22 protein-coding genes are annotated in these 21278 nt (G+C 67.6%); 15 read left to right on the forward strand and 7 right to left on the reverse strand.

Annotated elements, in window-relative coordinates; genetic code table 11:
• Positions 1–28: 28 nt before the first annotated feature.
• Positions 29–1468: an NAD-dependent succinate-semialdehyde dehydrogenase gene (locus BAY61_RS14210; protein WP_091798139.1), complete on the forward strand. Its 1440-nt coding sequence runs from the start codon at positions 29–31 to the stop codon at positions 1466–1468.
• Positions 1469–1581: 113 nt separating this feature from the next.
• On the opposite strand, the gene BAY61_RS14215 is transcribed toward BAY61_RS14210, so the two are convergent.
• From BAY61_RS14215 to BAY61_RS14235, 5 genes are read right to left on the reverse strand one after another with little or no spacing between them, the layout of a single operon-like run.
• Positions 1582–2799 (reverse strand): cytochrome P450, encoded by a 1218-nt coding sequence (locus BAY61_RS14215; protein ID WP_091798143.1) that lies wholly within the window; start codon positions 2797–2799, stop codon positions 1582–1584.
• Positions 2796–4031 carry an NAD(P)/FAD-dependent oxidoreductase gene (locus BAY61_RS14220; protein WP_420848734.1) on the reverse strand — a complete coding sequence of 412 codons (1236 nt, stop codon included), beginning with the start codon at positions 4029–4031 and terminating at the stop codon, positions 2796–2798. Before BAY61_RS14220 ends, BAY61_RS14215 begins: the two co-directional genes overlap by 4 nt.
• Positions 4028–4228, reverse strand: coding sequence for a ferredoxin (locus BAY61_RS14225; RefSeq protein WP_091798955.1), 201 nt, complete (start codon positions 4226–4228; stop codon positions 4028–4030). The genes BAY61_RS14220 and BAY61_RS14225 overlap by 4 nt, the downstream gene beginning before the upstream one ends.
• Before the next feature lie 44 nt (positions 4229–4272).
• On the reverse strand, positions 4273–4923 hold the full coding sequence (locus BAY61_RS14230) for a TetR/AcrR family transcriptional regulator (RefSeq protein WP_091798958.1): 651 nt from the start codon (positions 4921–4923) through the stop codon (positions 4273–4275).
• Between the two features lie 2 nt (positions 4924–4925).
• Positions 4926–6155, reverse strand: a complete 1230-nt coding sequence (locus BAY61_RS14235; protein ID WP_091798145.1) for a cytochrome P450 — start codon at positions 6153–6155, stop codon at positions 4926–4928.
• A gap of 596 nt (positions 6156–6751) precedes the next feature.
• On the opposite strand from BAY61_RS14235, the gene BAY61_RS14240 reads away from it, so the two are divergent.
• The 5 genes from BAY61_RS14240 to BAY61_RS14260 are packed head-to-tail and all read left to right on the forward strand — an operon-like array spanning position 6752 to position 10484.
• The gene (locus BAY61_RS14240; RefSeq protein ID WP_091798148.1) at positions 6752–8521 is read left to right on the forward strand and encodes a sensor histidine kinase; all 1770 of its coding nucleotides are present in this window, start codon (positions 6752–6754) and stop codon (positions 8519–8521) included.
• Entirely contained in the window at positions 8506–8910 is a 405-nt protein-coding gene (locus tag BAY61_RS14245; protein WP_091798151.1) for a roadblock/LC7 domain-containing protein, read from the forward strand. The genes BAY61_RS14240 and BAY61_RS14245 overlap by 16 nt, the downstream gene beginning before the upstream one ends.
• Before the next feature lie 5 nt (positions 8911–8915).
• The gene (locus tag BAY61_RS14250; protein ID WP_091798154.1) at positions 8916–9290 is read left to right on the forward strand and encodes a DUF742 domain-containing protein; all 375 of its coding nucleotides are present in this window, start codon (positions 8916–8918) and stop codon (positions 9288–9290) included.
• Positions 9271–9879: a GTP-binding protein gene (locus tag BAY61_RS14255; protein WP_091798157.1), complete on the forward strand. Its 609-nt coding sequence runs from the start codon at positions 9271–9273 to the stop codon at positions 9877–9879. The genes BAY61_RS14250 and BAY61_RS14255 overlap by 20 nt, the downstream gene beginning before the upstream one ends.
• A 2-nt stretch (positions 9880–9881) precedes the next feature.
• On the forward strand, positions 9882–10484 hold the full coding sequence (locus BAY61_RS14260) for a GAF domain-containing protein (protein ID WP_091798160.1): 603 nt from the start codon (positions 9882–9884) through the stop codon (positions 10482–10484).
• On the opposite strand, the gene BAY61_RS14265 is transcribed toward BAY61_RS14260, so the two are convergent.
• The gene (locus BAY61_RS14265; protein ID WP_245866080.1) at positions 10429–11676 is read right to left on the reverse strand and encodes an acyl-CoA dehydrogenase family protein; all 1248 of its coding nucleotides are present in this window, start codon (positions 11674–11676) and stop codon (positions 10429–10431) included. The genes BAY61_RS14260 and BAY61_RS14265 overlap by 56 nt on opposite strands.
• Before the next feature lie 881 nt (positions 11677–12557).
• Between BAY61_RS14265 and BAY61_RS14270 the strand changes: the two genes are divergently transcribed.
• Genes BAY61_RS14270 through BAY61_RS14285 form a run of 4 tightly spaced genes read left to right on the forward strand, consistent with a single transcriptional unit; the run spans position 12558 to position 15552 of the window.
• Positions 12558–12998, forward strand: coding sequence for a nuclear transport factor 2 family protein (locus BAY61_RS14270; RefSeq protein ID WP_176879522.1), 441 nt, complete (start codon positions 12558–12560; stop codon positions 12996–12998).
• A 28-nt stretch (positions 12999–13026) separates the two neighbouring features.
• The gene (locus BAY61_RS14275; RefSeq protein WP_245866082.1) at positions 13027–13329 is read left to right on the forward strand and encodes a hypothetical protein; all 303 of its coding nucleotides are present in this window, start codon (positions 13027–13029) and stop codon (positions 13327–13329) included.
• 10 nt (positions 13330–13339) lie between these two features.
• Positions 13340–14035 carry a response regulator transcription factor gene (locus tag BAY61_RS14280; protein ID WP_245866085.1) on the forward strand — a complete coding sequence of 232 codons (696 nt, stop codon included), beginning with the start codon at positions 13340–13342 and terminating at the stop codon, positions 14033–14035.
• A gap of 11 nt (positions 14036–14046) precedes the next feature.
• Positions 14047–15552 (forward strand): PAS domain S-box protein, encoded by a 1506-nt coding sequence (locus tag BAY61_RS14285; RefSeq protein ID WP_091798164.1) that lies wholly within the window; start codon positions 14047–14049, stop codon positions 15550–15552.
• A 12-nt stretch (positions 15553–15564) separates the two neighbouring features.
• Here BAY61_RS14285 and BAY61_RS14290 read toward each other — a convergent pair whose 3' ends face one another.
• Positions 15565–16884, reverse strand: coding sequence for an MFS transporter (locus BAY61_RS14290; protein ID WP_245866086.1), 1320 nt, complete (start codon positions 16882–16884; stop codon positions 15565–15567).
• A gap of 287 nt (positions 16885–17171) precedes the next feature.
• On the opposite strand from BAY61_RS14290, the gene BAY61_RS14295 reads away from it, so the two are divergent.
• Genes BAY61_RS14295 through BAY61_RS14315 form a run of 5 tightly spaced genes read left to right on the forward strand, consistent with a single transcriptional unit; the run spans position 17172 to position 21277 of the window.
• Positions 17172–18335: an acyl-CoA dehydrogenase family protein gene (locus BAY61_RS14295; protein WP_091798170.1), complete on the forward strand. Its 1164-nt coding sequence runs from the start codon at positions 17172–17174 to the stop codon at positions 18333–18335.
• Positions 18336–18377: 42 nt separating this feature from the next.
• Positions 18378–18770 (forward strand): hypothetical protein, encoded by a 393-nt coding sequence (locus BAY61_RS14300; RefSeq protein WP_091798175.1) that lies wholly within the window; start codon positions 18378–18380, stop codon positions 18768–18770.
• Complete coding sequence (locus tag BAY61_RS14305; RefSeq protein ID WP_091798178.1) at positions 18767–20038, forward strand: aromatic ring-hydroxylating oxygenase subunit alpha; 1272 nt, start codon at positions 18767–18769, stop codon at positions 20036–20038. Before BAY61_RS14300 ends, BAY61_RS14305 begins: the two co-directional genes overlap by 4 nt.
• The gene (locus BAY61_RS14310; RefSeq protein ID WP_091798180.1) at positions 20028–20537 is read left to right on the forward strand and encodes an aromatic-ring-hydroxylating dioxygenase subunit beta; all 510 of its coding nucleotides are present in this window, start codon (positions 20028–20030) and stop codon (positions 20535–20537) included. The genes BAY61_RS14305 and BAY61_RS14310 overlap by 11 nt, the downstream gene beginning before the upstream one ends.
• Positions 20534–21277, forward strand: a complete 744-nt coding sequence (locus BAY61_RS14315; protein WP_091798183.1) for an SDR family NAD(P)-dependent oxidoreductase — start codon at positions 20534–20536, stop codon at positions 21275–21277. Before BAY61_RS14310 ends, BAY61_RS14315 begins: the two co-directional genes overlap by 4 nt.
• Position 21278 lies beyond the last annotated feature (1 nt).

Below are 21278 nucleotides of genomic sequence, written 5' to 3' on the forward strand. Positions count from 1 at the left end.
CGAGCCGCGTCAGGAGTGATGACCGAACATGAGTGCACAGGACGGCGCGACGCTGTACATTGACGGCGCGTGGTCGGCGGCGGGTGATGGCGCCACGTTCGCCGTGACGGATCCGGCGACCGGCGCCGTGATCGGCAAGGCGGCCGACGCCGGTGCCGCCGAGACACGCGAGGCACTGGCCGCCGCTTCGGCCGCTTTTCCGTTGTGGAGTGCCGAATCGGCGTACACGCGTGCCGACGTGCTGGCGAGGGCGCACACGCTGATGCTTGACCGGGCCGAGGAGCTGGCCAGGCTGATGAGCACCGAGCAGGGGAAGCCGCTCAAGGCGGCCCGCGCCGAGGTCGGGTACGCGGCGGACTTCCTGAGCTGGTTCGCCGAGGAGTCCAAGCGGGTCTACGGCACCACCATCCCGTCCCGGCGGCGTGAGCAGCGGTTCACCGTGCTGCGGCAGCCGGTCGGGGTCGTCGCCGGTATCACACCGTGGAACTACCCGGTCTCGATGATCACCCGCAAGGTCGCGCCCGCGATCGCGGCGGGCTGCACCGTGGTGCTCAAGCCTGCCGAGCAGACCCCGCTGTGCGCCGCCGCCGTCTTCGAGGTGCTGCACGAGGCAGGGGTCCCTGGCGGCGTGGCGAACCTGGTGACCACGAGCAGGCCGGCCGAGGTCGGCGACGTGCTGCTGGACTCACGGGCGGTGCGCAAGCTGACCTTCACCGGATCCACCGAGGTGGGCAAGGTGCTCGCGGCCAGGGCGGCCGCGACGATGAAGCGCGTCTCGCTGGAACTGGGCGGTCACGCGCCGTTCCTGGTCTTCGACGACGCCGATCCCGTGCACGCGGCGAAGGGGGCCGCGCTGGTCAAGTTTCTCAACACGGGGCAGGCGTGCATCTGCCCGAACCGTATTTACGTCCAGCGGTCCGGTTACGACCGGTTCGTGGCCGCGTTCACCGAGCGGGTCGCCAGGCTCAAGGCGGGGCCGGGACTGGATCCAGCCTCGACCGTGGGTCCGCTCATCGACGCCGACGCGATGGCCAAGATGGAAGACCAGGTCGCCGACGCGCGGGCCAAGGGCGCCTCGGTACTCGCGGGCGGCGAGCGCGCCGGTAACGGTCTGTTCTTCCAGCCGACCGTCCTCGCGGACGTCACCCCGCGGATGCGTGTCTACCGGGAGGAGACGTTCGGCCCGATCGCCGCGCTCATCCCGTTCGACGACGAGGACGAGGCGATCGCGATGGCCAACGACACCGACTACGGGCTCGCCTCTTACCTTTACACCACCGACCTCGCGAGGGCGACCAGGGTGTCGGAGGCGCTGCGCTTCGGCATCGTCGGGATCAACGACATCAACCCGACCTCGGCGGCGGCACCGTTCGGCGGCGTCGGCGACAGCGGGCTCGGCCGTGAGGGCGGCGCGCGGGGAATCGACGAGTACCTCGACGTGAAGCTGGTCGGCCAGGTGCTCGGCTGAGCGGGCCGACCGGCGGCCGTGTCGTTCGCGCGCGCTCGCCGAATGCGCGTCTCGCCGTCCCGGGCGCGGATCTCGGCGTCCTGGGCGGGGACTCGCGGGGGCGGCGGCGCGGGTTACCAGGTGACGGGAAGCTCGTGCACGCCGTACACGGAACCGTCGTGTTTGAACGGGATCCGGTCGAGTTCCACCGCCGTCCGCAAGGTCGGGACGCGCCGGTACAGCGTGCCGTAGACGACCTGCAACTCCATCCGGGCCAGCGACTGGCCGAGGCACTGATGCACCCCGAAGCCGAAGGCGACGTGTTTTCTCGCGTCCCGCCGCAGGTCGAGCCGGTCGGGCTCGGGGAAAATCCCGGCATCGCGGTTGGCGACGTCGTTGGCGAGCACGATTCCCTCACCCGCGCGGATCGTGGTTCCGGCGATCTCGATGTCCTCCAGCGCGGCCCTTCGCCTGCCGTTGTGGGTGATGTTGAGGTACCGCGCCAGTTCCTCGACCGCCGAGGCCACCAGCGTGGGATCGTCGCTCTCGCGCAGCAGAGCGAACTGGTCGGGATGCTCCAGCAGCGCCAGTGTGCCGAGCGCGATCATGTTGGCGGTGGTCTCGTGGCCCGCGATGAGCAGTAGCACTCCCATTTGCGCGGCCTCGGAGCGGGTCAGCTCACCCGATTCCACGCGCCCCGCGAGTCCGGAGAGCAGGTCGTCGCCCGGTGCGGCGAGTTTGGCTCCCATCAACTCGTCGAGATACGCCGCGAGGGCGCCCAGCGCGCGGTCGCGGTCCTCGGTCGCGGCGTCCCTCCTGATCATGACCTTGCTGTTGCGCTGGAAGAAATCGTGATCGGAGTAGGGGACGCCGAGCAGTTCGCAGATCACCAGTGAGGGCACCGGCAGCGCGAAGGATTCCACGAGATCGGCCGGCTTGGGCCCGGCCAGCAGCTCGTCGATGAGGGAGTCGACGATGCGCTGAACGGCAGGCCGCATCGCGGCGACACGCTTGACGGCGAAGGGTGCCGTGACCATCCTGCGGAGCCTCGCGTGTTCGGGATCGTCCATCAGGATGAAGCTGATCTTCGAGCCCTCGCCGGTGGTCGCGGCGGGACTGGGGTAGCCGGGGGTGGTCAGGTCGGCGCTGACCCTGGGATCGGAGAGCAACGCCCGCTGTTCGGCGTAACCGGTCACCAGCCACGGTGTGCTTCCGTCCCACAGCCTTACCCTGCCGATCGGGCCGCGTTCCTGTTCGGCGCGCGCGGCGGGGGGCGGGTCGAACGGACAGCCATTGGCCCTTTCCATGGGAAACAGCGGTGGTTCGGCATTGTCGTCGAGGGTCGAGGTCATGTCTTCTCCCTGTGCGAGGTTCCCGGTGCCGGTGTGAGTGAGTCGAGGATTTCCTGCCGCCTGAGGCGGGTCTGCTTGGGCATGTTCCAGCCGAGTACGCCGGTGACGGCGCCGTCGCGTTCGTAACGCGCGACGAACCTACCCTCGCCGATCTCACCGTCCACAATGGTCACCTCGGCTCTGGCGGCGAGCGTGCCGTGCACCTGGATCTTGACGTCGAACTGGTCGGTCCAGAAGTAGGGGACCGGTGCGTAGCGGAGCTGCTCTCCCATGATGCCCGCGGCGACGACCCGTGCCTGCTCCGTCGCGTTGGTCCGGTTCTCAAGGCGCGAAAGGCCGAGTGCTTCGTGCCGCCAGCGGGCCACGTCGCCCACCGCGTACACCCTGTCGGCGGCTCGGCAGTGCTCGTCGCAGACGAGACCGTCGTCGAGTCGCAGCCCGCTGCTTTCGAGCCAGCTCGTGTGCGGGATCGCGCCGATGGCGACGACGACGTCGGCCGCGATCACCTCGCCGCCGCCCAGGCGCACGCCGGTCACCGTGCCCCGCTCGCCGACGAGCCCGTCGACCGCCTCACCGAGCCGCAGGTTCACGCCCCGGGCGGTGTGCAGTGCGGCCAGTCGTGCCGCGACGAGCGTTCCGAGCTGACCGGCCATCGGCAGGCGCTGTGGCCCGGTGAGGGTGACCGCGAGCCCCATGCTGGTGGCGGTCGCGGCGACCTCGGCGCCGAGGACACCGTCCCCGACCACCACGAGCCGGGACGCGGTCAGCAGGTTCGCGCGCAGGGCGATCGCGTCGTCGAGCGTGCGCAGCAGGTGAACGCCGGCCAGGCCGGGCATGCCGGGCATGCCGGGCATGCCGGGCAGCGGTCTCGGCCGCGCGCCCGTCGCGACGACGACCGCACCGGCGCTCCACGTCCGTCCTGCCGCGGTGTGCACGATGGCACTGCCCTGATCGGCGCCGACGTCGAGCGCGGTCGCCGCGTCGCCGAGGACGAAGTCCGCGGCGAGAGCCGAGAGGGCGTCATGGCGCCTGAGCCGCGCTCGTTCCGGTTCCCACGCGCCGGAAAGGACCTGTTTCGACAGCGGCGGCCGGTCGTAGGGCGCGTGCGGCTCGTCCCCGAGTACCGTCACTTTTCCCTCGTAACCCTTGCGGCGCAAGGCTTCCACTGTGGACAGACCGGCGACGGAAGCGCCGACGACGAGCACGTCGGGCGGTGTCACCCCGGAGATCACGGGTTTTCGTGAAGTGTGATCGCCGAGGCCGGGCAGATGTCGGCTGCCTCCCGTACCGCGGCGTACCGAGGCTCGGGCGGCGAGGGGTCGAGCAGCAGCACGATTCCGTCCTCGTCCCTTTGGTCGAACACCTCGGGCGCGACCAGGACACACGAGCCCGCTCCGCAGCACTTGTCCTCGTCGACGGCGACGTTCATGGCCGATTCTCCTTTTTCGTTCGTGATGGTGGTGCCGGGTGCTTTCAGCGGCACGGGGTGATGGGCGCGTGCCACAGTCCGGTGATGGCGTCGATCAGGCCGGTCGCCGTCCCGTGCCAGTCGGGCCGGGGTGTCGGTGTCCCTTCGGCGATGGCGCGTTCGCGTTCCGCGATCACGTGCACCATGAGCTGGCGGGCCATGTCGCCGCGTTCCACGCGCACCTCGATGGGCAGGCCGGGAAGGCAGCGGTTGAGCCCGTCGACGGTCCGCACGAGCGCGGGGGAGGTCAGCGACTCCTCCACCATGATGTCGCGCAGCACCGGATCGGTCATGATCTGCGCGCCGAACCTGCCGAACCAGGTGGGATGCCCGAGTTCGGCGAGGTGCTCGGTGGATGGCCGCACCAGGCAGGCGACCCAGACCCTGGTGCCGGTGGACTGGCCTGCCTCATCGGCCATGCGCGCCCTGATGCGTTCGATCGGAACGGCGTGGTGCCGCACGATCGCGCGCACCAGATCGGTTTTGGTGCCGAAGTGGTAGTTGACGGCGGCGTTGTTGCCCTGCCCCGCGGCCTCACTGATCTGCCGGTTGGACACGGCGAAGACCCCGTGTTCGGCGAACAGCCGCTCCGCGGCCCGAAGGATCGCCTCACGCGTGGCGTTGCCTCGTTCGGCTCGCGCGGTGTCGCCGGGCACGGTCACCACCGCACCGGGACTTCGCGCAGCCCGCCGACGACGAGCCCTTCCACTCTGCGCAGGTCGTCCGAGGGAACGGCCAGTTCGAGGGAAGGCAGCTTGCGCAGCAGCACGGCGAGCACGACCTGCAACTCGGTGCGCGCGAGCGCCTGACCGAGGCAGGAATGGGCACCGCTGCCGAACGCGAGATGCGGGTTGGGGCTGCGGCCGATGTCCATCGTCGCGGCTTCGGTGAAGGCACCGTCGTCTCTGTTGGCCGAGGCCATACTGCACATGACGGTGGTGCCACTCGGCAGCCTCTCCCCGCCGACCACGACCTCCTCGTCGAGGTAGCGCACCATGCCGAGCCCAGGGTTGGGGTCGAAGCGCAGTGACTCCTCGACGGCGGTGCGGACGAGGGACGGATCGGCGACGAGCCGTTCCCAGCGCCGCCGGTCGGCCAGCAGCATGGCGACCATCTTGCCGATCATGTTGGCCGTCGTCTCGTGTCCCGCGACGAGCAGGCCGAGGCCGGTCGCGACGAGCATGCGGTCGCTCATCAGCTCACCGGCACTGTCGGTGCTGGTGATGAGCTCGCTCAGCAGGTCCTCACCCGGCCGCTCGCGTTTCTCCGCGATGTGGCCGCCGAGGTAGGCGAAGAACTCGGCCTGCGCGGTCTCGACCTCCTCCTGGGTGTAACGGGTGAGGTTGAGCAGCGAATCCGACCAGTGCGCGAACCGGTCGCGGTCCTCGGCTGGGACCCCGAGCATGTCGCAGATGACCCACACGGGAAGCGGGAAACCGACGGCTGCCTTGAGATCGGCGGGCTGCCCGTGCTCGACCATCTCGTCGACGAGCCGTTCCGCCATCGCCTCGATGCCCGGCCGCAGCGCTGCCATGCGTTTCGCCGTGAACCACCTGTTCACGAGGCGCCGCCAGCGCTGGTGGCCCTCGCCGCTCTGCGGCAAGGTGGTCGACAGCTCGCTGTTGAACAGCCCACCGGATTCGGTGTCGGAGATCCTTGCCGCGTCCGGAGCGCTGAGTGCCCTGCCGAACCTGGAGTCCGACAGCACTTGCTTCACGTCGTCGTAGCGGGTCACGAGGGTGGCCTCGTCGCCGCTGGGCAGGCTCACCCGCGATACGGGGCATCGCAGCCGCAGTCGTTCCCATTCGGCAGGCGGCTCCAGCGCGGCCGGGCCGGTGAAGGGATAGTCCGGCGACTCCGGCGACTCTATTGCCCCGCCTTGGCTCACGTGTGCCCTCCTGGGTGTTCGGGTTCGGTTCCGGGACCAGTTAACCGACCCGGATCGATCTAAGTCAAGTGATTGACTTAAATCTGGCCGGGTCGGTATCCGAACGAGTGGTCAGGTGTGACACGCCGGGACTTTCCTTGTATAGCCGGACATTCCCGGCGTGTGCTCGTGGTTCTCCGACCGCCCCCGGCTTCGCCCGGTGGGTTCGTCGCGGTCGTCGAGTGACCACAAAGGACTGAGTGCCGGGTCGCGGTGCTCCCGGCGCGAGACCGGCCTCGTCGACGCGGATCTCGCGCGCCTGAGCGGGGGCTCGCGGACGTGTCCGGCGGGCGGGACACCTGGCTCGCGCAGCGGACACCGTCCGGTGCGCCGGACACAGCGGGAGGCAGGCGCAGAGGTAGCTGGATTCGGGTATTTCGGCACCTCACAGGTGGTTCCGGGACGCTAGCCGCCAAGGTTTATCCTGCCCTGTCACCGATGCGGTAGCATCGCTGCGCACCAAGATCGACTGTCGGTTGTCGGTCCGTCGCGGACGGGGACCGGCCGGCTCACTACGATCTGCTCTCCGCAGTTTCGCCTGGGACAGAAAGGACCCGATGTCCAAGCAGCTACGGGAAGCCGCTCCGCCAACAAGGGCGCCCCGGCAACGGGGCGGTCAGGCCGACGGGTCCATCGCGGTGGACGAGCTGCGGTCCCAGCTCAGGAAAATCACCACTCTCGCCGTCGCCATCGTTACGGTGCTTGGCATCGCGGGAATCGCGCTGATCATCGCCGACGACTCGTGGGCGCTGGTCGTCGCCGTCGCCGTCGTGGTGATGTCCCTTGTGGTCGTTTTGCTCGCCGTGGCCAAGGGCGACGCCGCCGCGAGAGAACTGCGCCATTTCCTTCGCGTCACCGCCGCTTCCGCGGCGGAACGGGAACAGCAACCCAGGCAAGCTCATCAACCGTCTCCCGCGCCCAGGGCCGACACCGGGGCGCACGCAATGCCTGTCGTGCCCTCGATGATGGCGGCCCCCTCGGCGCGGTCAGCCGGATCGCACGCCGTGCGTTCGATGCTCGAACACGATTCGGACCAGGGGCGTGAGGTTTTCGTCAAACTCGCGAGGCGGCTGCAATCGCTGATCAACAGGGCGATCAAGCGGGTCGACGAACTCGAACGCGAGATGGAGGATCCCGACCTCCTGCGTGGCGTCTACGAGATCGACCACCTCGCGACGCGCGTGCGGCGACAGGCGGAGAACCTCGCCGTGCTCGGTGGCGAAGCGCCCCAGCGGCGGTCGAGCAAACCGGTCAGCGCCAACGCGGTACTGCGCTCGGCGGTAGCGGAAGTCGAGCACTACAAACAGATCAGCATCGTGCCCGTCGAGGGGATCGAGCTGAACGGGCACGCCGTCGCCGAGATCATCCACCTGCTCGCCGAGTTGCTGGAGAACGCGACGACCTTCACCGCGCCCGACTCGCCGAAGGTGGTGCTGCGCGCGCAAAAGGTCACCGCCGGGCTCGCGATCGAGGTCCAGGACCGGGGTCTCGGTATGACCACGGAGGACTTGCTGCGGATCAACCGGCTGCTCGACGGCAGCACCCAGATCGACATCGCGGACCTGCTCCAGGACGGCCGGATCGGGCTCGCCGTCGTGAAGGAACTGTCCCGCAGGCACAACGTCAGGGTGCGACTCCAGACGAACATCTTCGGCGGTATCGACGCGGCCGTCGTGCTGCCGCACAACCTGATCGCCGACGAAGCCGAACCGGTCAGTCCACCGAGGGCCCGGCGCGCGGCGGAACCGAAGGCGGCGGCCGTGCCCTCGGCGCGGCCTGCCCCGCCGTCCGCGGTGACCGCGACGTTGCCGCCCGTCCCGCCGGTACCCTCGCTGTCGCCCGAGCCTCCCGCGCCCGCCCAGCCGCTCTCGGAACCCCTGCCCTCACGCAAGGGCGCCGTGTACGCGGCGGCGGGCGACATCGCCGACCCCGGCACCGGCTGGGAGGAACCCTCGGCCGCTCCGGCGCGGCACGAGCTACCGCCGCTGCCGACCAGGGAGCCCGGCACCACGTTCAATGCGGCCGTGCGGGCCGCGTCGGCATCGGATGCCCCGGCAGGGGAACCAGGCCCCCCGGAACCCGAAGCGGCACAGGGGCAGCAGGCCCCGCCGCCGCTGCCGCAACGTCGCGGACACTCGCACCTCCGCCAGGAGCTGCACGACCCACCCACGCCGACACGGCCCATTCCCGGCCATGACACCAACCTGATGGCCTCCGTGCAGCAGGGCATCAACAGGGCTCAGGACGAGCACGACAACGGCGCGGAAACCGATCACCCGCAACACGGCAGTACACAAGGAGCATCCATTTCATGGCCGATGACCTGACCTGGCTTCTTCGCCGTCTCGTCGACACGGTTCCGCACACCCGCAGTGCGTTGCTGCTGTCCTCGGACGGGATCCCGAAGTTCTGGCACGGGCTCGACAACGACGGCGCCGACACACTCGCGGCGCTGGCCAGCGGTTTGTGTTCGCTCGCCCAGCAGGTCGGCACCCGGTTCAGCGGGGGCGATGGGGTCAGACAGGTCGTCTCGGAGCTGGGCGAGGTGATTCTGCTGGTCACCGCGGCCAGCGAGGGGACCGTGCTGACGGTGCTCGCGGGCAGGGACGTCGACACCGGCATCCTGAGTTACGAGATGGGCAGGCTGCGCACCCAGGTTCCGGCATATCTCGCGACGCCTACCCGGTATCGCGGCGCTCCGGGATACGCGGACTGACGCCGATGCCCGATTCCGACGAACCTCCGGTCGCCGACCTCGGCGACGAACTGTGGGTCCGCCCTTACACGGTGACCAACGGCCGGACGCATCCCAGCGCCGCACTCGACCTGATGTCACAGGTGCGGGCGACGGGACGGGGCAGGATCGCCCCCGGCAGCCTGGGTTTCGAGCACGCGCAGGCACTGCGGCTGTGCAATTCGCCGACGTCCGTCGCCGAGGTCGCCGCACATCTGCGGCAGCCGGTGATGGTGGTCAAGGTGTTGCTTTCCGACCTGATCGAGTCGGGCGCGGTCACTGCTCGCATGCCGATCACCGATTTCGACGCAGCCGACCCGAACCTACTGGAAGCGCTCCTCAATGGTCTCCGACGCCTCTGACTTCTTCCCTACCCAGTTCAAGATCCTCGTCGCCGGAGGGTTCGGCGTCGGCAAGACGACGTTCGTCGGCGCGGCAAGCGAGATCGAGCCGTTGACGACGGAGGAGCGGCTGACGACGGCCAGCGTGGGCATCGACAACGTCACCGGTGTCGAGTCCAAGACCACCACCACGGTGGCCATGGACTTCGGCCGGATCACGTTTCTGGCCGAGAACATGGTCCTGTACCTGTTCGGCACCCCGGGGCAGGACCGGTTCTGGTTCATGTGGGACGAGCTGTCCAGGGGCGCGCTCGGCGCGGTCGTGCTTGCCGACACTCGCCGGTTGCAGGACTGCTTCGCCGCCGTGGAGTTCTTCGAGCGGCGGGGCATCAGGTTCCTCGTCGCCATCAACGAATTCGACAACGCCTACCGTTACCACGCCGCCGACGTGAGGGCCGCGCTGGATCTCAACCCCCGAGTGCCGCTACTGCGCTGCGACGCCCGCGACACCCAGTCGGCCAACGGTGTGCTGATCACGCTCGTCGAGCACATCGTCGAGACCCTTCCCACCACCGTCGAGCACAACGCCGCACACGAGATTCGGAGCTAGTGATGAACTTCGAGGTGACCGACGACCGCATCCTGACCGCTCCCGAGGATCCCGAGGTCTCCCAGCGGATGGCGAGGCTCCGGTCGCTGGGGCTGGGGGACCAGCCGGACAAGGTGTTCGACGAGTTCGCGACGAGGCTCGCCACGATCACCGGTGCGCCGTTCGCCATGGTCAACTTCATCAACGACCGGCAGCAGTACTTCGCGGGCCTGTACACGCCGTCCGCGGCGAGGACCGGTGGCGCGCTTGAGGCGGTGCAGGGGTCCGTGCACGCCGATCCAGGCAGGGAAATGGGCCTCGATCATGGGTTCTGCCCGCACGTCGTGGTGCGCCGCAAGGCACTCGTGCTCGACGATGTGTGCGACTATCCGCGGTTCGCGGGTAATCCGGTCGTCGACAAGCTTGGCATCCGGTCCTACCTCGGTGCGCCGCTGATCGACCGCACCGGGACGGCGCTGGGCACGATCTGCGTGGTGGCGACCGAACCGCGCCCGTGGGGGCGGCCCGGTCTGGAGACCATCAAGTCGCTCGCCTCCGAGCTGACCGACCTCATCCACCAGCGGGAACAGCAACAGGAAGCCGCAAGCCGGCACTACTATGCGTGAGCTGATCGGAAAGGCGCTGGGACCACTGGCCCTTGCTGGTTCCCAGCGCCGTCTCGGCGAGCCGTAGCCGTTGCACGTCCGAGGTACCCGCCGGGGCGTAGATGTGGTGGGCGTCGCGGACGAAGCGTTCGATCTGCTGGTCGGGGGAGAGGCCGTGCGCGGCGAACACCTCCATGGCGGTCCTCGCCGAGTCCAATGAGGACTCGACATTGACGAGTTTGGCGTTCATCAGCTCGGCGTCGCACGGAATGCCTTTGTCGAGCAGCCTCGCCGCGTGATAGGCGACCAGCCTGGCCGTCATGAGCTGGGATTGGAGCTGTCCCAGTTTCTGTTTGACGGCGGGAAGTTCCGCAAGCGACTGGCCGTAACGCTGGTGTTCGATCGCGAACCGGACCGTGCGCTCGACGATGGCCTGGTGAATGCCGAGCGAGACGGCGGTCAGGTTCGGTCTGCCGTAGAGGATGCTGGAGGAGTAGGCGACGGCGAGGCCGTCTCCTTCGGCGCCGAGCAGGCAGTGCGAGGGCACCCTGCAGTCCTCGAAGATCAGTTCACCGAAGCTGAATCCGTGTAGTCCCATGGAAGGCTGGTACTCGCCGAGCCGGAACCCCGGCCGGTCGGGCTCGACGAGGAAGGCGGAGAGTCCTTTCGAGCCCTTTCCGGTGCGGACGACGACACCGTGCAGGTCACCGATGTGGCTGTTGCCGACGAAGACCTTCCTGCCGTTGAGGAGATAGTCGTCGCCGTCCCTGCGGGCCGTGGCGGTCATCCCGAGTACGTGACCGCCGGAATCCGGTTCCGTCACGGCGATCGTGGGGAGGCAGGCCCCCGAGGCGACGGCGGGGAGCCACCGCTGCTTCTGCTCCTCGTTGCCGAAATGCAGGATCTTCGCCACGCCGAGCTGCGATGCCTGCACCATCGCACCCATGGCGCCGCTGATCCTCGACAGCTCCTCGATGATGATCGTCTTGGCGAGATGCCCCAGCCCCATCCCGTCGTACTCCGGCCCGATCGTCACTCCGATCCAGCCTTGCTCGGCGATCCGCCTGGACAGTACATAGTGGATAGCCCTCGCCGATTCCATGTCGGCGACCAGCGGCGACACCTCGGTCTCGGCGAAGCTCCTGACCTCTGCGCGAAGCTGCTCGTGAGCCATGCTCGTGAAGTACCCGTCCACCTCGCCGGCGCCGTCCAAATCGCGCTCCTTGTCCTTCCATCGCCGCTTGCTCGCGGTTGCCGACAGCCCCTATGAACCTGAGGGATCTTCGCACAACGGGCACCGCCGAGGTACCTCCTCTATGGTGATTGCGAAGACAGTAGTTGATCACCGATTGACGGCTGAACCGGCCAGTACGGCCCGCGATCCGCTTCGCTCGGCGCGGTTTCGTACCCGTTGGCAAGTCCGTGACCAGTTAGGACGTCGTCAAGCGTTGGCCAGGAGAGTCGCCGTCTCGATGGCAACTCTCCGCAGTCGGCGGCGGTTGCCGAAAAAGCCCGTGTGGACCGTGAACAAGCCACGCTCACCCCGTCCCGCCGGATTTGGCCGGGTTTTCCGCGCGGTGGAACGGTGTCCTTGGCAGGCGGCGTCCGGAGTGCGGGTGGTTGCTTCTGAAAACGTCGTCGGGGCACCGGATTCCGCGCGCGCTCACCCAGTGTTGATCTTGCTCACATCGTGTTACCGTGAGTGATCCGGCTTGCTGTCCGCGGTTGTCGCCCGCTGTGGACTTCGCATGCATTTGCTGATATATAGAAGGGTTGTCGTCGAGCGGAGGCCCCTGAACGGTGATCCGGGATGGTTCTCCGCTCAGGCTCGGATCCCGGACCTGGGCGTCCATTGTGGATCCTGTGTTCGAAGCTGCTCGCGACAATCAATGTGTCCACAATGGATCATTGCCCCCGGCTGTCGTGAACATCGGTATCGCGCGGCGCGCCCCCCAAGGGGCTGGACGGGCTGAGGATTTCTTTACTCCGATGAGGCAATTCACCACGATGGAGCCGGAAAGCTCCGATTGCCCTTGGTATTGCCCGCTGCCTACGGTCACGGTACCCGAGACGAGGCAGGCAGCGAGGTGGCCGATGGTGGACCAGCGAGAGCGCGTTCGTGACACGATCACCCGCTACCTCAGATTGTGTGACGTACCGAGAGCCGACGGTGAGCGCGGAGAGCTGGCCGAGCTGTTCACCGATGACGTGGTATGGGAGGGCGTCGGCACCACCTACGCGGACAAGTTCGGGGCCACGAGGGGAAGGCAAGCCGTCGTCGACATGGTCGGCTCCTACCTGCCGCCGAATCCGCACTTCGAGTCGAACGTGCACATTCTCGGCCAGGGCACGATCGAGGTGAACGGGGCGAGCGCGGCCGGATGCTGGCTGATGCAGCAGATTTCCCATTACCGGACGGGAGAGCGCGAACTCATGGTGGCCAGGCTGGAGGTCGACTTCCTGCTGACGCCGCGACGCGCGCTGATCTCCCATTTTCGTACCCAGCGGCTGACCGAGGCCGCGCTCCCGGGTTGACGCGCGCAGACAAGGAGACCCCACGACGATGGACAGCGATTCCGGGCGCCGTGATCCACACCGGCCGGGCCCGGCGGAACGCGGGATGTTGCTGACGTGTTACGCCGACACTCACGGTTACGGATGGTCGCATGTGGACCTGTTCGTGCACGCTGCCGACGGCAGGGAACTGAACTGGGTACATTGGCAGGCAACGGAGAACGGGCCTGGTGGCGCCGATGCCGCCACCGCGAAAGCCGAGCCCCGCCTTCGCAGGGTCAGTGCGTGGCGTCACGGAGTGAGCGCCGATGGCAGTGAGTACTGGACCGCGCGCGCGGAGTGGGCCGACTGAACGTGAGGTGATGCCGGTGATGGTCATGGGCGACCAGCCGGGCACGGTGCGCACCGGTGGTTCCGGCGATGCCGGTGAAGCGAGCGCGAGAAGCACCGTCGTCTACGTCGTGGACGATGACGAGCAACTGTGCGCTTCCCTGGCGTGGTTGCTGGAATCGGTGCACATCGAGGCGTGGTGTTTCACCGACGTCGCCGCGTTCCTCGCCGCCTACGACCCGTTGCGGCCCGCGTGCCTCGTGCTCGACGTGCGGATGCCGGACGTCAGCGGGTTCCAGTTGCAGGAGACGCTGAACGCGGCCGGAGCAGTGCTGCCGATCGTGTTCGTCTCGGCGCACGGCGACATCAGAATGTCGGTGCGCGCGCTGCAACGGGGCGCCGTGGACTTCCTTGAGAAACCCTACGATCCCCAGCACATGCTCGATGTCGTGCAGGAGGCGTTGCGCACGGCGCGATCCCGGTTCTCGGTCGCGGCGACGGCGCGTGACCTCACCGCCCGGATCGACTGCCTGACCCAGCGTGAACGCGAGATTCTCGGCCACCTCATCGAGGGACTGCCGAGCAAGAGCATCGCCGTGAAACTCGGGATCAGCGTCAAGACCGTCGACGTGCACCGCACCAGAATCCGGGAGAAGACCGGAGCGAGGAGTATCACCACGCTGGTCCGCGACCTGCTACAGGCCGGTGTCACACCCCCGGCGAGTTGAGTGGAGGCGGCGTGGAAGAACTCGGTCTCGCCGATTACCGGCGGCTGATCCAGTCGCTGAAGTACTGCGTGCTACTGCACGACGCGCACACCAAGGACATCATCTGGGCCAACACCGCCGCGTGTGAACTGCTCGGGTTCACCGTCGACGAGCTGAAACCGCTCAAGGCGCCCGACATGAGCGCCAACGCCCGGCAGTACCGGCGCGACATCGGAAGGGCGTGGCTGCAACGCGCCGCCGACCACGGGATGAGCGCGACGGAATGGTGCTATCGCGCGAAAAGCGGTGAGGAGATCATCACCGAGGCCATCGCGATCAGGGTCGATTTGCCTTCCCGCCCGATCGTCATGGTGCAGTTCCGCGACATCGCGGAGGAGAAGGCCGTCCAGCACGACCTGTTCCGTACCGAGGGCAGGTTGCGGGCCTTCCTGAGCAACCTCGTCGAGGGCATCGTGGTGCTCGACGACGACGGCGTGATCACCTTCGCCTCCGAATCGGCCGCGAAACTGCTGCACACCAGCGTCGGCGACCTCACGGGTACCGACTTCACCACGTTCTGTCACCCGGAGTCCGTCCCGGTGCTGCGCGGCATCATCGCGCGTACCTACCGGGGAACCGGTTCGGAGGACGCGAGATACCGGCTCGTCGCGAGAGACGGCAGTGTGCGCTGGTATGCGGGCAGTTGCCAGTATCTCGACATCGAGAGCGATCTGCGTGGCTACCTGGTGCTCTTCCACGACATCTCCGACCGGGTCGCCGAGGAGGAGGAGCACCGCAGGGACCGGCAGCACCTCGACCACCTCGCCAGGTACAACGCCATGGGTGACATGGCGATGGCCATCGCGCACGAGCTGAGCCAGCCGCTGGCGGCGGCGTTCAACTTCGTGGAGGGAGTGCGGGGACGGCTTGGCGGAGGGGAGACGCGAGCCGACAAACTGCTCTGGGGTCTCGACAACGCCACGCTCCAGATCGAGCGGGCCAGCCAGATCATCACGAGCCTGCGGCAGTACGTGGTGCGCCTCGAACAGTCGATGCAGCTGGCCGATCTCAACGCCATCGTGGAGGACTGTCTCTACTTCATCGAGCTGAGGGCTGGTGAGCAGGGCGTCGCGCTCTCGACCAGCCTCGCGGAGCAGCCGCTGCCGGTTCGCTGCGAGAAGGTCCTCATCGGGCAGGTCGTCATGAACCTCGCCTTCAACGCCATCGACGAGATGGCGGCGAGACCGGCCGCCGAGCGCGGAGTCGACATCGTCACACGCCGCGACGGCGACGAGGTGGAGCTGGCCGTCATCGACTACGGCAACGGGCTGTCGGCCGCGGCGCGGCGGAGGGTGTTCGAAGGGGTTTTCACCTCGAAGGAACACGGCAACGGTATCGGGCTCGCGCTCAGCCACCGCATCATCAGCAGGCACAACGGCACCCTCGGCGTGACGGAAAACCGCCCGCGAGGGGCGGTTTTCTCGTTCGTGCTTCCGCTGGCCGACGGCAACGAGGCGGGTCACCCCCGGCAGGGGTGACCCGCTTGCTCATCACGCGCTCAAGGTCGCCTTCTCCGCCGAGGCCGGTGCGGCGGCGCCGGGAGTGCGCCTGCGCCCGATCAGATAGACACAGGTGAGGCCGACGATCGTGGTCAGCCCGAGGTACATCGTGATCGGCACCGAGGAACCGAAACTCGCGTAGAGGCCGGTCGCGATCGTCGGGGCGAACCCGCCGCCGAGGATGGCGCCGATCTGGTAGGCCAGCGACACCCCGCTGTAGCGGATCTCGGCGGGGAACAGGTCGGCGTACAGCGCGGCCAGCGGTCCGTGCACCATGCCCTTGACCACGGCGACGCAGAAGAGCGCGATGAGGATCAGCGCGGGAATCGCGGTGTCGACGAGCGGGAACAGGGCGAGCGAGGCGATGACCATGCCGACGGAGCCCAGCAGCATGACCGGCCGGTTGCCGCGCCGGTCGGCGACGACCGAGGCGGCCGGAATGACCACCAGCCACGCCACGGAGGCGACGAGCACGAAGATCAGGATCTGGGTGCGGGGCAGGTCGAGTACCGAGGTCGAGTAGGACAACAGGTAGGTCATGAAGATGTAGCTGACGGCGTTGATGCCGATCAGTGTTCCGGCGGCGAGCGCGACCTCCTTCGGGTTGCGCTTGAGCACCGTGATGACCGGCATCTTCTCCTCGGTCTTGTCCCGCTTCATCTTCTCGAAGTCGGGGCTCTCGGTGATGGAGAAGCGGATGACGATGCCGACGACCACGAGCGCCGCGCTGAGCAGGAACGGGATTCGCCAGCCCCAGGCGAGGAATGCCTCCTCGCTGATGCCCGCAGTGATGCCGAGGAAGGCGAGGTTGGCCAGAATCAGCCCCGCCGGTACCCCCATCTGCGGGAAGCTCCCGTAGAAGCTGCGTTTGCGGGCAGGCGCGTGTTCGACGGCCATCAGTACGGCACCGCCCCATTCGCCGCCGACACCGACTCCCTGGATGAGCCGGAAAGTCACCAACAGGATCGGAGCCCACACGCCGATCGCCGAGTAGGTGGGCAGCAGGCCGATACCGACCGTGGCGATGCCCATCATCATGAGTGAGATGACGAGCATCGACTTGCGGCCGACCTTGTCACCGAAGTGGCCCATGACGATGCCGCCGAGCGGGCGGCTGAGGAAGCCGACCGAGAAGGTCGCGAAGGCTGCGAGTGTTCCGGCTGCCGAGGAGAACTCGGGAAAGAAGAGCGGTCCGAACACCATCGCGGCGGCGAGGCCGTAGATGAAGTAGTCGTACCACTCGATGGTCGTGCCGATCAGACTCGCCATCGCCACGCGGCGTGGTGAGGTGGTGGCTGCGGTGGTTCTCACGGGAACTCCTTGCAGGAGGGGCCTGCGACCGTCCGGATGCGGATGGCGACCATCGACGGAACGGGCCGGCCCGCGCATTGGGGGGAACAGGGAAGTTATTGCAGTTTGAACATTTGCCTGTCAAGGCTCACAGCGAATCTAAAGTGTACGGCGATCCGCCATAGATAATTCCCTTACTCGACGCAGGAAACCGCCGGGTCGCGGGGGAAAGTGTTCGCATTGTGACGGAGTCCTGAGGCTGCTTAGTGTCCTGGCATGGGCGCCAGGAGCAAGCAAGGAGAACGCCGATGACGCGAACGCAACACAGCGCGAGTTCCCAGGAACAGGACTCGGTTTCCGAGCCGACCTTCGAGGAAGTCCTCGCGAATGTCGCGCTCCGGCGCGAGGAGTTCACCGCGCGGCGTCATGTTCCGCGCGACATGATCGACGAGTTCAAGCGCGTTGGCGTTTATCGCGCGGCGACGCCGAAACGGTTCGGCGGAGACGCGCTGGCACCGGCCGAGTTCCTCAGGATGGTCGAGCGGATATCCGAAGTGGACGCCTCGGCCGGCTGGGTCGCGAGCTTCGGCTCGGCGACCACCTACCTCGCCGCGCTCCCACTCGCGACACAGGAGCGGTTGTTCGCCGACGGTCCCGATCTCACCTTCGCCGGTGGCCTCTTCCCGTTGCAGCCGGCCGAACGGGTGGACGGCGGTTTTCTGGTGAACGGCACGTGGCGGTTCGCAAGTGGCTGCAAGGGCGCCGACGTGCTCGGCGTCGGCATCGGCCCGGCCGGTGACGGATCGGCCAAGCCGAGGACGGCGATCCTGCGGCCGGAGGACGTGACGATCGTCGAGAACTGGGACGTGGTGGGCCTTGAGGGGACGGGAAGCCACGACCTGAGGGTCGAGAACGTCGTCGTCGATCAGGACTGGACGTTCATCCGCGGCGGTGAGGTCACCGTGGACGAACCGCTCTACCGCTATCCGACGGTTGCCTACGCGGCGCAGGTGCTCGCCGTTGTCAACCTCGGCGTCGCGAGGGCGGCGCTGGACTACGCCATCAGGGTCGGCGCGGGCAGGAAGGGCATCACCGGTGCCCCCAAACCGGCCGACCGGCCCTACTACCGCAGCGCCGTCGCCACCGCGGAGGCCCGGCTGCGCTCGGCGAGGGCGTTCTTCTACGAGACCACCGGCGAGGTGTACGCCTCGATCGTCGCGGGCAACCCGGCCACCGACGAACAGATCGCGATGCTGCGGCTGGCAGCGGTCCACGTGGCGAAGACGGGCTTCGCCGTCGTGCGCGCCGCCTACGAGGTCTGTGGCACCTCGGCGATCTACTCGGCCAACGAGATGCAGCGCTACCTCAGGGACGCCTCGGTGGTCGTACAGCACGCGTTTCTCTCCGAAGGCATGTACGACGGCGCGGGAGCCGTGCTCATGGGGCTCACGCCCTTTCCCGGCTTCCTGTAGTTCCCGTGTGGACGTGACCCCACCCCGAAAGTAAAGGTATTCATGAGTGAGTCAGCGACGCCGCTGCGTGTGTTGTTCTGCATCGGCATCAACCAGAACTTCTTCGACCTGCCCACCGAACGCATCGGGGACGTGCTCACCGCGTTCACCGAGATGACCAACGCGCTGGCAGCGCTGCCCGGGGTGCGGGTGCTCGGCACGATGGACGACGACCAGCACATGGTCGGTCCTTCCGCGCAGTGGCCGTGGACCTGCTACATCCTCGCCGAGGTCGCCGACCAGCCCACCGTCGCCGCGGCCTGCGGCCTCTTCCGAAGCACGCCGGTCGGTGAGCACGCGCTGTGGCGCTACGCGAAGATCGAGGCGAGGATCGGAAGGCCGCTCGGTTTCCCCGACGAGGTCGGCGCCGCGGCTGAGCGGACGGAGCGGCGATGAGCGCGGTACGCCCGGAAAACCCGGCCGGTCTTGTCCGTCCCGACCAGGTCGACGTCGCGCTCTACACCGATCCCGCGCTGTTCGAGCGCGAACTGGACCGCATCTTCGAGCGGACTTGGGTGTGGGTGGCGCACGAGAGCGAGATCCCCGAACGCGGTGACTTCAAGTCCGCGATGGTGGGCCGCCAGCCGGTGCTGGTCACCCGTGACCGCAAGGGCGGGATCAACGTCGTCGTCAACAGGTGCAGGCATCGCGGTGCCAGCGTGTGCGACAAACCGAAGGGCAACGCCAACGGATTCACCTGCCCCTACCACGCCTGGTCCTACGCGCTCGACGGAACGTTGCGAGGAATTCCCTATCCCGACCGCTACGAGGACATCGTCGAGAAGAAGGATCTCCCGCTCCGGCGGCTCAAGGTCGATTCGTACGCGGGCATGGTCTTCGCCAGCTTCAACGAGGATGTCGAGCCACTGGTGGACTTTCTCGGCGAGGCGACGGTCTGGATCGACCGGTTCATGAAGCAGGGCGCCGGATATCCGATCAAGGTGCAGGGCGAATATCGGTTCCGGTTCAACGGGAACTGGAAGATCCAGCTGGAGAACACCACCGACTGGTACCACTTTCCGATCGTGCACCGCTCGTGGATGGCCTCGGTCGACGCGGAGACGGCCAGCATGCTGTCGGTCATGACGAACGAGGGCAACTACGTACGCTCGCTCGGCAACGGGCACAGCGTCGCGGTGTCGGTGCCGGAACACGTCGATCTCGACGAGGACGATGGCACCGAACAGTTGCAGGAGCGGTTCAGCCACGTCGTGGAGGAACTGTCCACGGAGATGGAACCGGAGAAGGTACGCAGGATCGTGCGCTCGATGCACGGCGCCGGATTCAACCTCAACCTCTTCCCCAACGTCGCGATGTCGATGTCGTTTTTCCGGGTACTGCAACCGATTTCGGTCAACGAGACCGAGATCAGGCACGTCGCGCTCGGTCTCGACGGCGGCCCGGAAATCGTCAACAGGGAGCGGCTGCGGATCCACGAGCATTTCCAGGGGCCGTTCGGCTTCGGAAGTCCCGACGACGCCGAGGCGTGGGAACGGGTTCAGCTCGGCGCCGCGGGAGGCCCGGAGCTGCCGATCCTGGTGAACAGGGGATACGGCCAGGAGCAGCCCACCGAAGACGGCGGAACGCTCGCGCACGTCACCGACGAGAACGGCATGCGCGAGAGCTACGCGATGTGGAAGAGGATGATGTCCGATGCCGGCTGAGCACAGTGCTGAGTACAGCATGTTCACCGATCCCGACGTGGCCGGTGCCGTCGAGCTGATCTGGCGCGAAGCGAGGTTGCTTGACAGGAGGGCCTACGGGGAATGGGAGAAACTGTGGGCGCCCGGCGGCCACTACGTGATCCCGATCGATCCTGACACGACGGACTTCGAGTCCACATTGAACCTCGTGTATGACGACGAGCGGATGCGAAGGATGCGCGTCGAGCGGCTCACCGGAGGCCATTCCATCTCCGCGTCGGCCGCCGCGACCACGGTGCGCACGGTGTCGGGGTTCGTCGTCGAATCGGTGGCGCCCGGCCGGGTGCGGCTGAGCTCGGCGCAGGTTCTCGTCGCGCACAAGCGATCGGCGACCACCGTGCTCGCCGCCGAACTGACCCACGAGGTGGAGTTCGGCACCACCGGCCCCGCGCTGGCGCTCAAGGTGGTGCGGCTGGTCAACGCGCGGGAGGCCGTGACGGCGTCGGGATACCTGCTGTGAGCGCGAGGGCCGCGGTCGTGACCGGTGCGGCCAGGGGACTGGGAAGGGCGATCGCCGGCCGGTTGCACGAACTCGGCTATCTCGTCGCGCTCACCGACCTCGACGCCGACGCGGCCGTCGCGGAGGCCGCCGTGCTCGACGCCGGTGGCGGCACCGCCGTCGGGCTGGGCCTCGACGTGCGGGACAAGGCATCGTTCGAGAACGTGCGGGACGAACTGGTGGGCCGATGGGGAGCGGTGCACGTACTGGTGAACAACGCGGGAAGGTCGATCGCCGAGCCGTTGCTTGAAATCAGCCAGGAGAGCTTCAGTTCCGTCGTGTCGACCAACCTCGACGGAACGTTCCTCGGCAGCCAGGTGTTCGGCGCGCACTTCGCGGACAACGGTTTCGGCAGGATCATCAACATGGCCTCGCTCGCCGGCCAGAACGGCGGCACGGCGACCGGGGGACACTACGCGGCGGCCAAGGGCGGCGTCGCGACGCTGACCAAGGTGTTCGCGCGAGAACTCGCGGCGAGCGGGGTCACCGTGAACGCCGTGTCGCCTGGACCGCAGGACCTGCCGGTGGTGCGGGAGATGTTGCCTGCCGAGCGGCTGGAGGAGATCACGAAGAGTATCCCGGTCGGCAGGCTCGGTTCGCCCGCGTTCATCGCCGACATGGTCGCTCTGCTGGCCGCCGACCACGCTTCGTCGGTCACCGGCGCCTGCTGGGACGCCAACGGTGGCCTTTACCTGAGGTGAG

Origin of the sequence: Prauserella marina (genome assembly GCF_002240355.1) — a bacterium.
Classification (GTDB): domain Bacteria; phylum Actinomycetota; class Actinomycetes; order Mycobacteriales; family Pseudonocardiaceae; genus Prauserella_A; species Prauserella_A marina.

Bases quoted from the DNA above. Each gene is read 5' to 3' on its own strand.
- BAY61_RS14270 (WP_176879522.1), top strand. From the start codon at position 12,558: ATGGTGGACCAGCGAGAGCGCGTTCGTGACACGATCACCCGCTACCTC.
- BAY61_RS14225 (WP_091798955.1), bottom strand. From the start codon at position 4,228: ATGAACGTCGCCGTCGACGAGGACAAGTGCTGCGGAGCGGGCTCGTGT.
- BAY61_RS14210 (WP_091798139.1), top strand. From the start codon at position 29: ATGAGTGCACAGGACGGCGCGACGCTGTACATTGACGGCGCGTGGTCG.
- BAY61_RS14280 (WP_245866085.1), top strand. From the start codon at position 13,340: ATGCCGGTGATGGTCATGGGCGACCAGCCGGGCACGGTGCGCACCGGT.
- BAY61_RS14275 (WP_245866082.1), top strand. From the start codon at position 13,027: ATGGACAGCGATTCCGGGCGCCGTGATCCACACCGGCCGGGCCCGGCG.
- BAY61_RS14295 (WP_091798170.1), top strand. From the start codon at position 17,172: ATGACGCGAACGCAACACAGCGCGAGTTCCCAGGAACAGGACTCGGTT.
- BAY61_RS14300 (WP_091798175.1), top strand. From the start codon at position 18,378: ATGAGTGAGTCAGCGACGCCGCTGCGTGTGTTGTTCTGCATCGGCATC.
- BAY61_RS14250 (WP_091798154.1), top strand. From the start codon at position 8,916: ATGCCCGATTCCGACGAACCTCCGGTCGCCGACCTCGGCGACGAACTG.
- BAY61_RS14245 (WP_091798151.1), top strand. From the start codon at position 8,506: ATGGCCGATGACCTGACCTGGCTTCTTCGCCGTCTCGTCGACACGGTT.
- BAY61_RS14255 (WP_091798157.1), top strand. From the start codon at position 9,271: ATGGTCTCCGACGCCTCTGACTTCTTCCCTACCCAGTTCAAGATCCTC.
- BAY61_RS14305 (WP_091798178.1), top strand. From the start codon at position 18,767: ATGAGCGCGGTACGCCCGGAAAACCCGGCCGGTCTTGTCCGTCCCGAC.
- BAY61_RS14310 (WP_091798180.1), top strand. From the start codon at position 20,028: ATGCCGGCTGAGCACAGTGCTGAGTACAGCATGTTCACCGATCCCGAC.
- BAY61_RS14240 (WP_091798148.1), top strand. From the start codon at position 6,752: ATGTCCAAGCAGCTACGGGAAGCCGCTCCGCCAACAAGGGCGCCCCGG.
- BAY61_RS14260 (WP_091798160.1), top strand. From the start codon at position 9,882: ATGAACTTCGAGGTGACCGACGACCGCATCCTGACCGCTCCCGAGGAT.
- BAY61_RS14215 (WP_091798143.1), bottom strand. From the start codon at position 2,799: ATGACCTCGACCCTCGACGACAATGCCGAACCACCGCTGTTTCCCATG.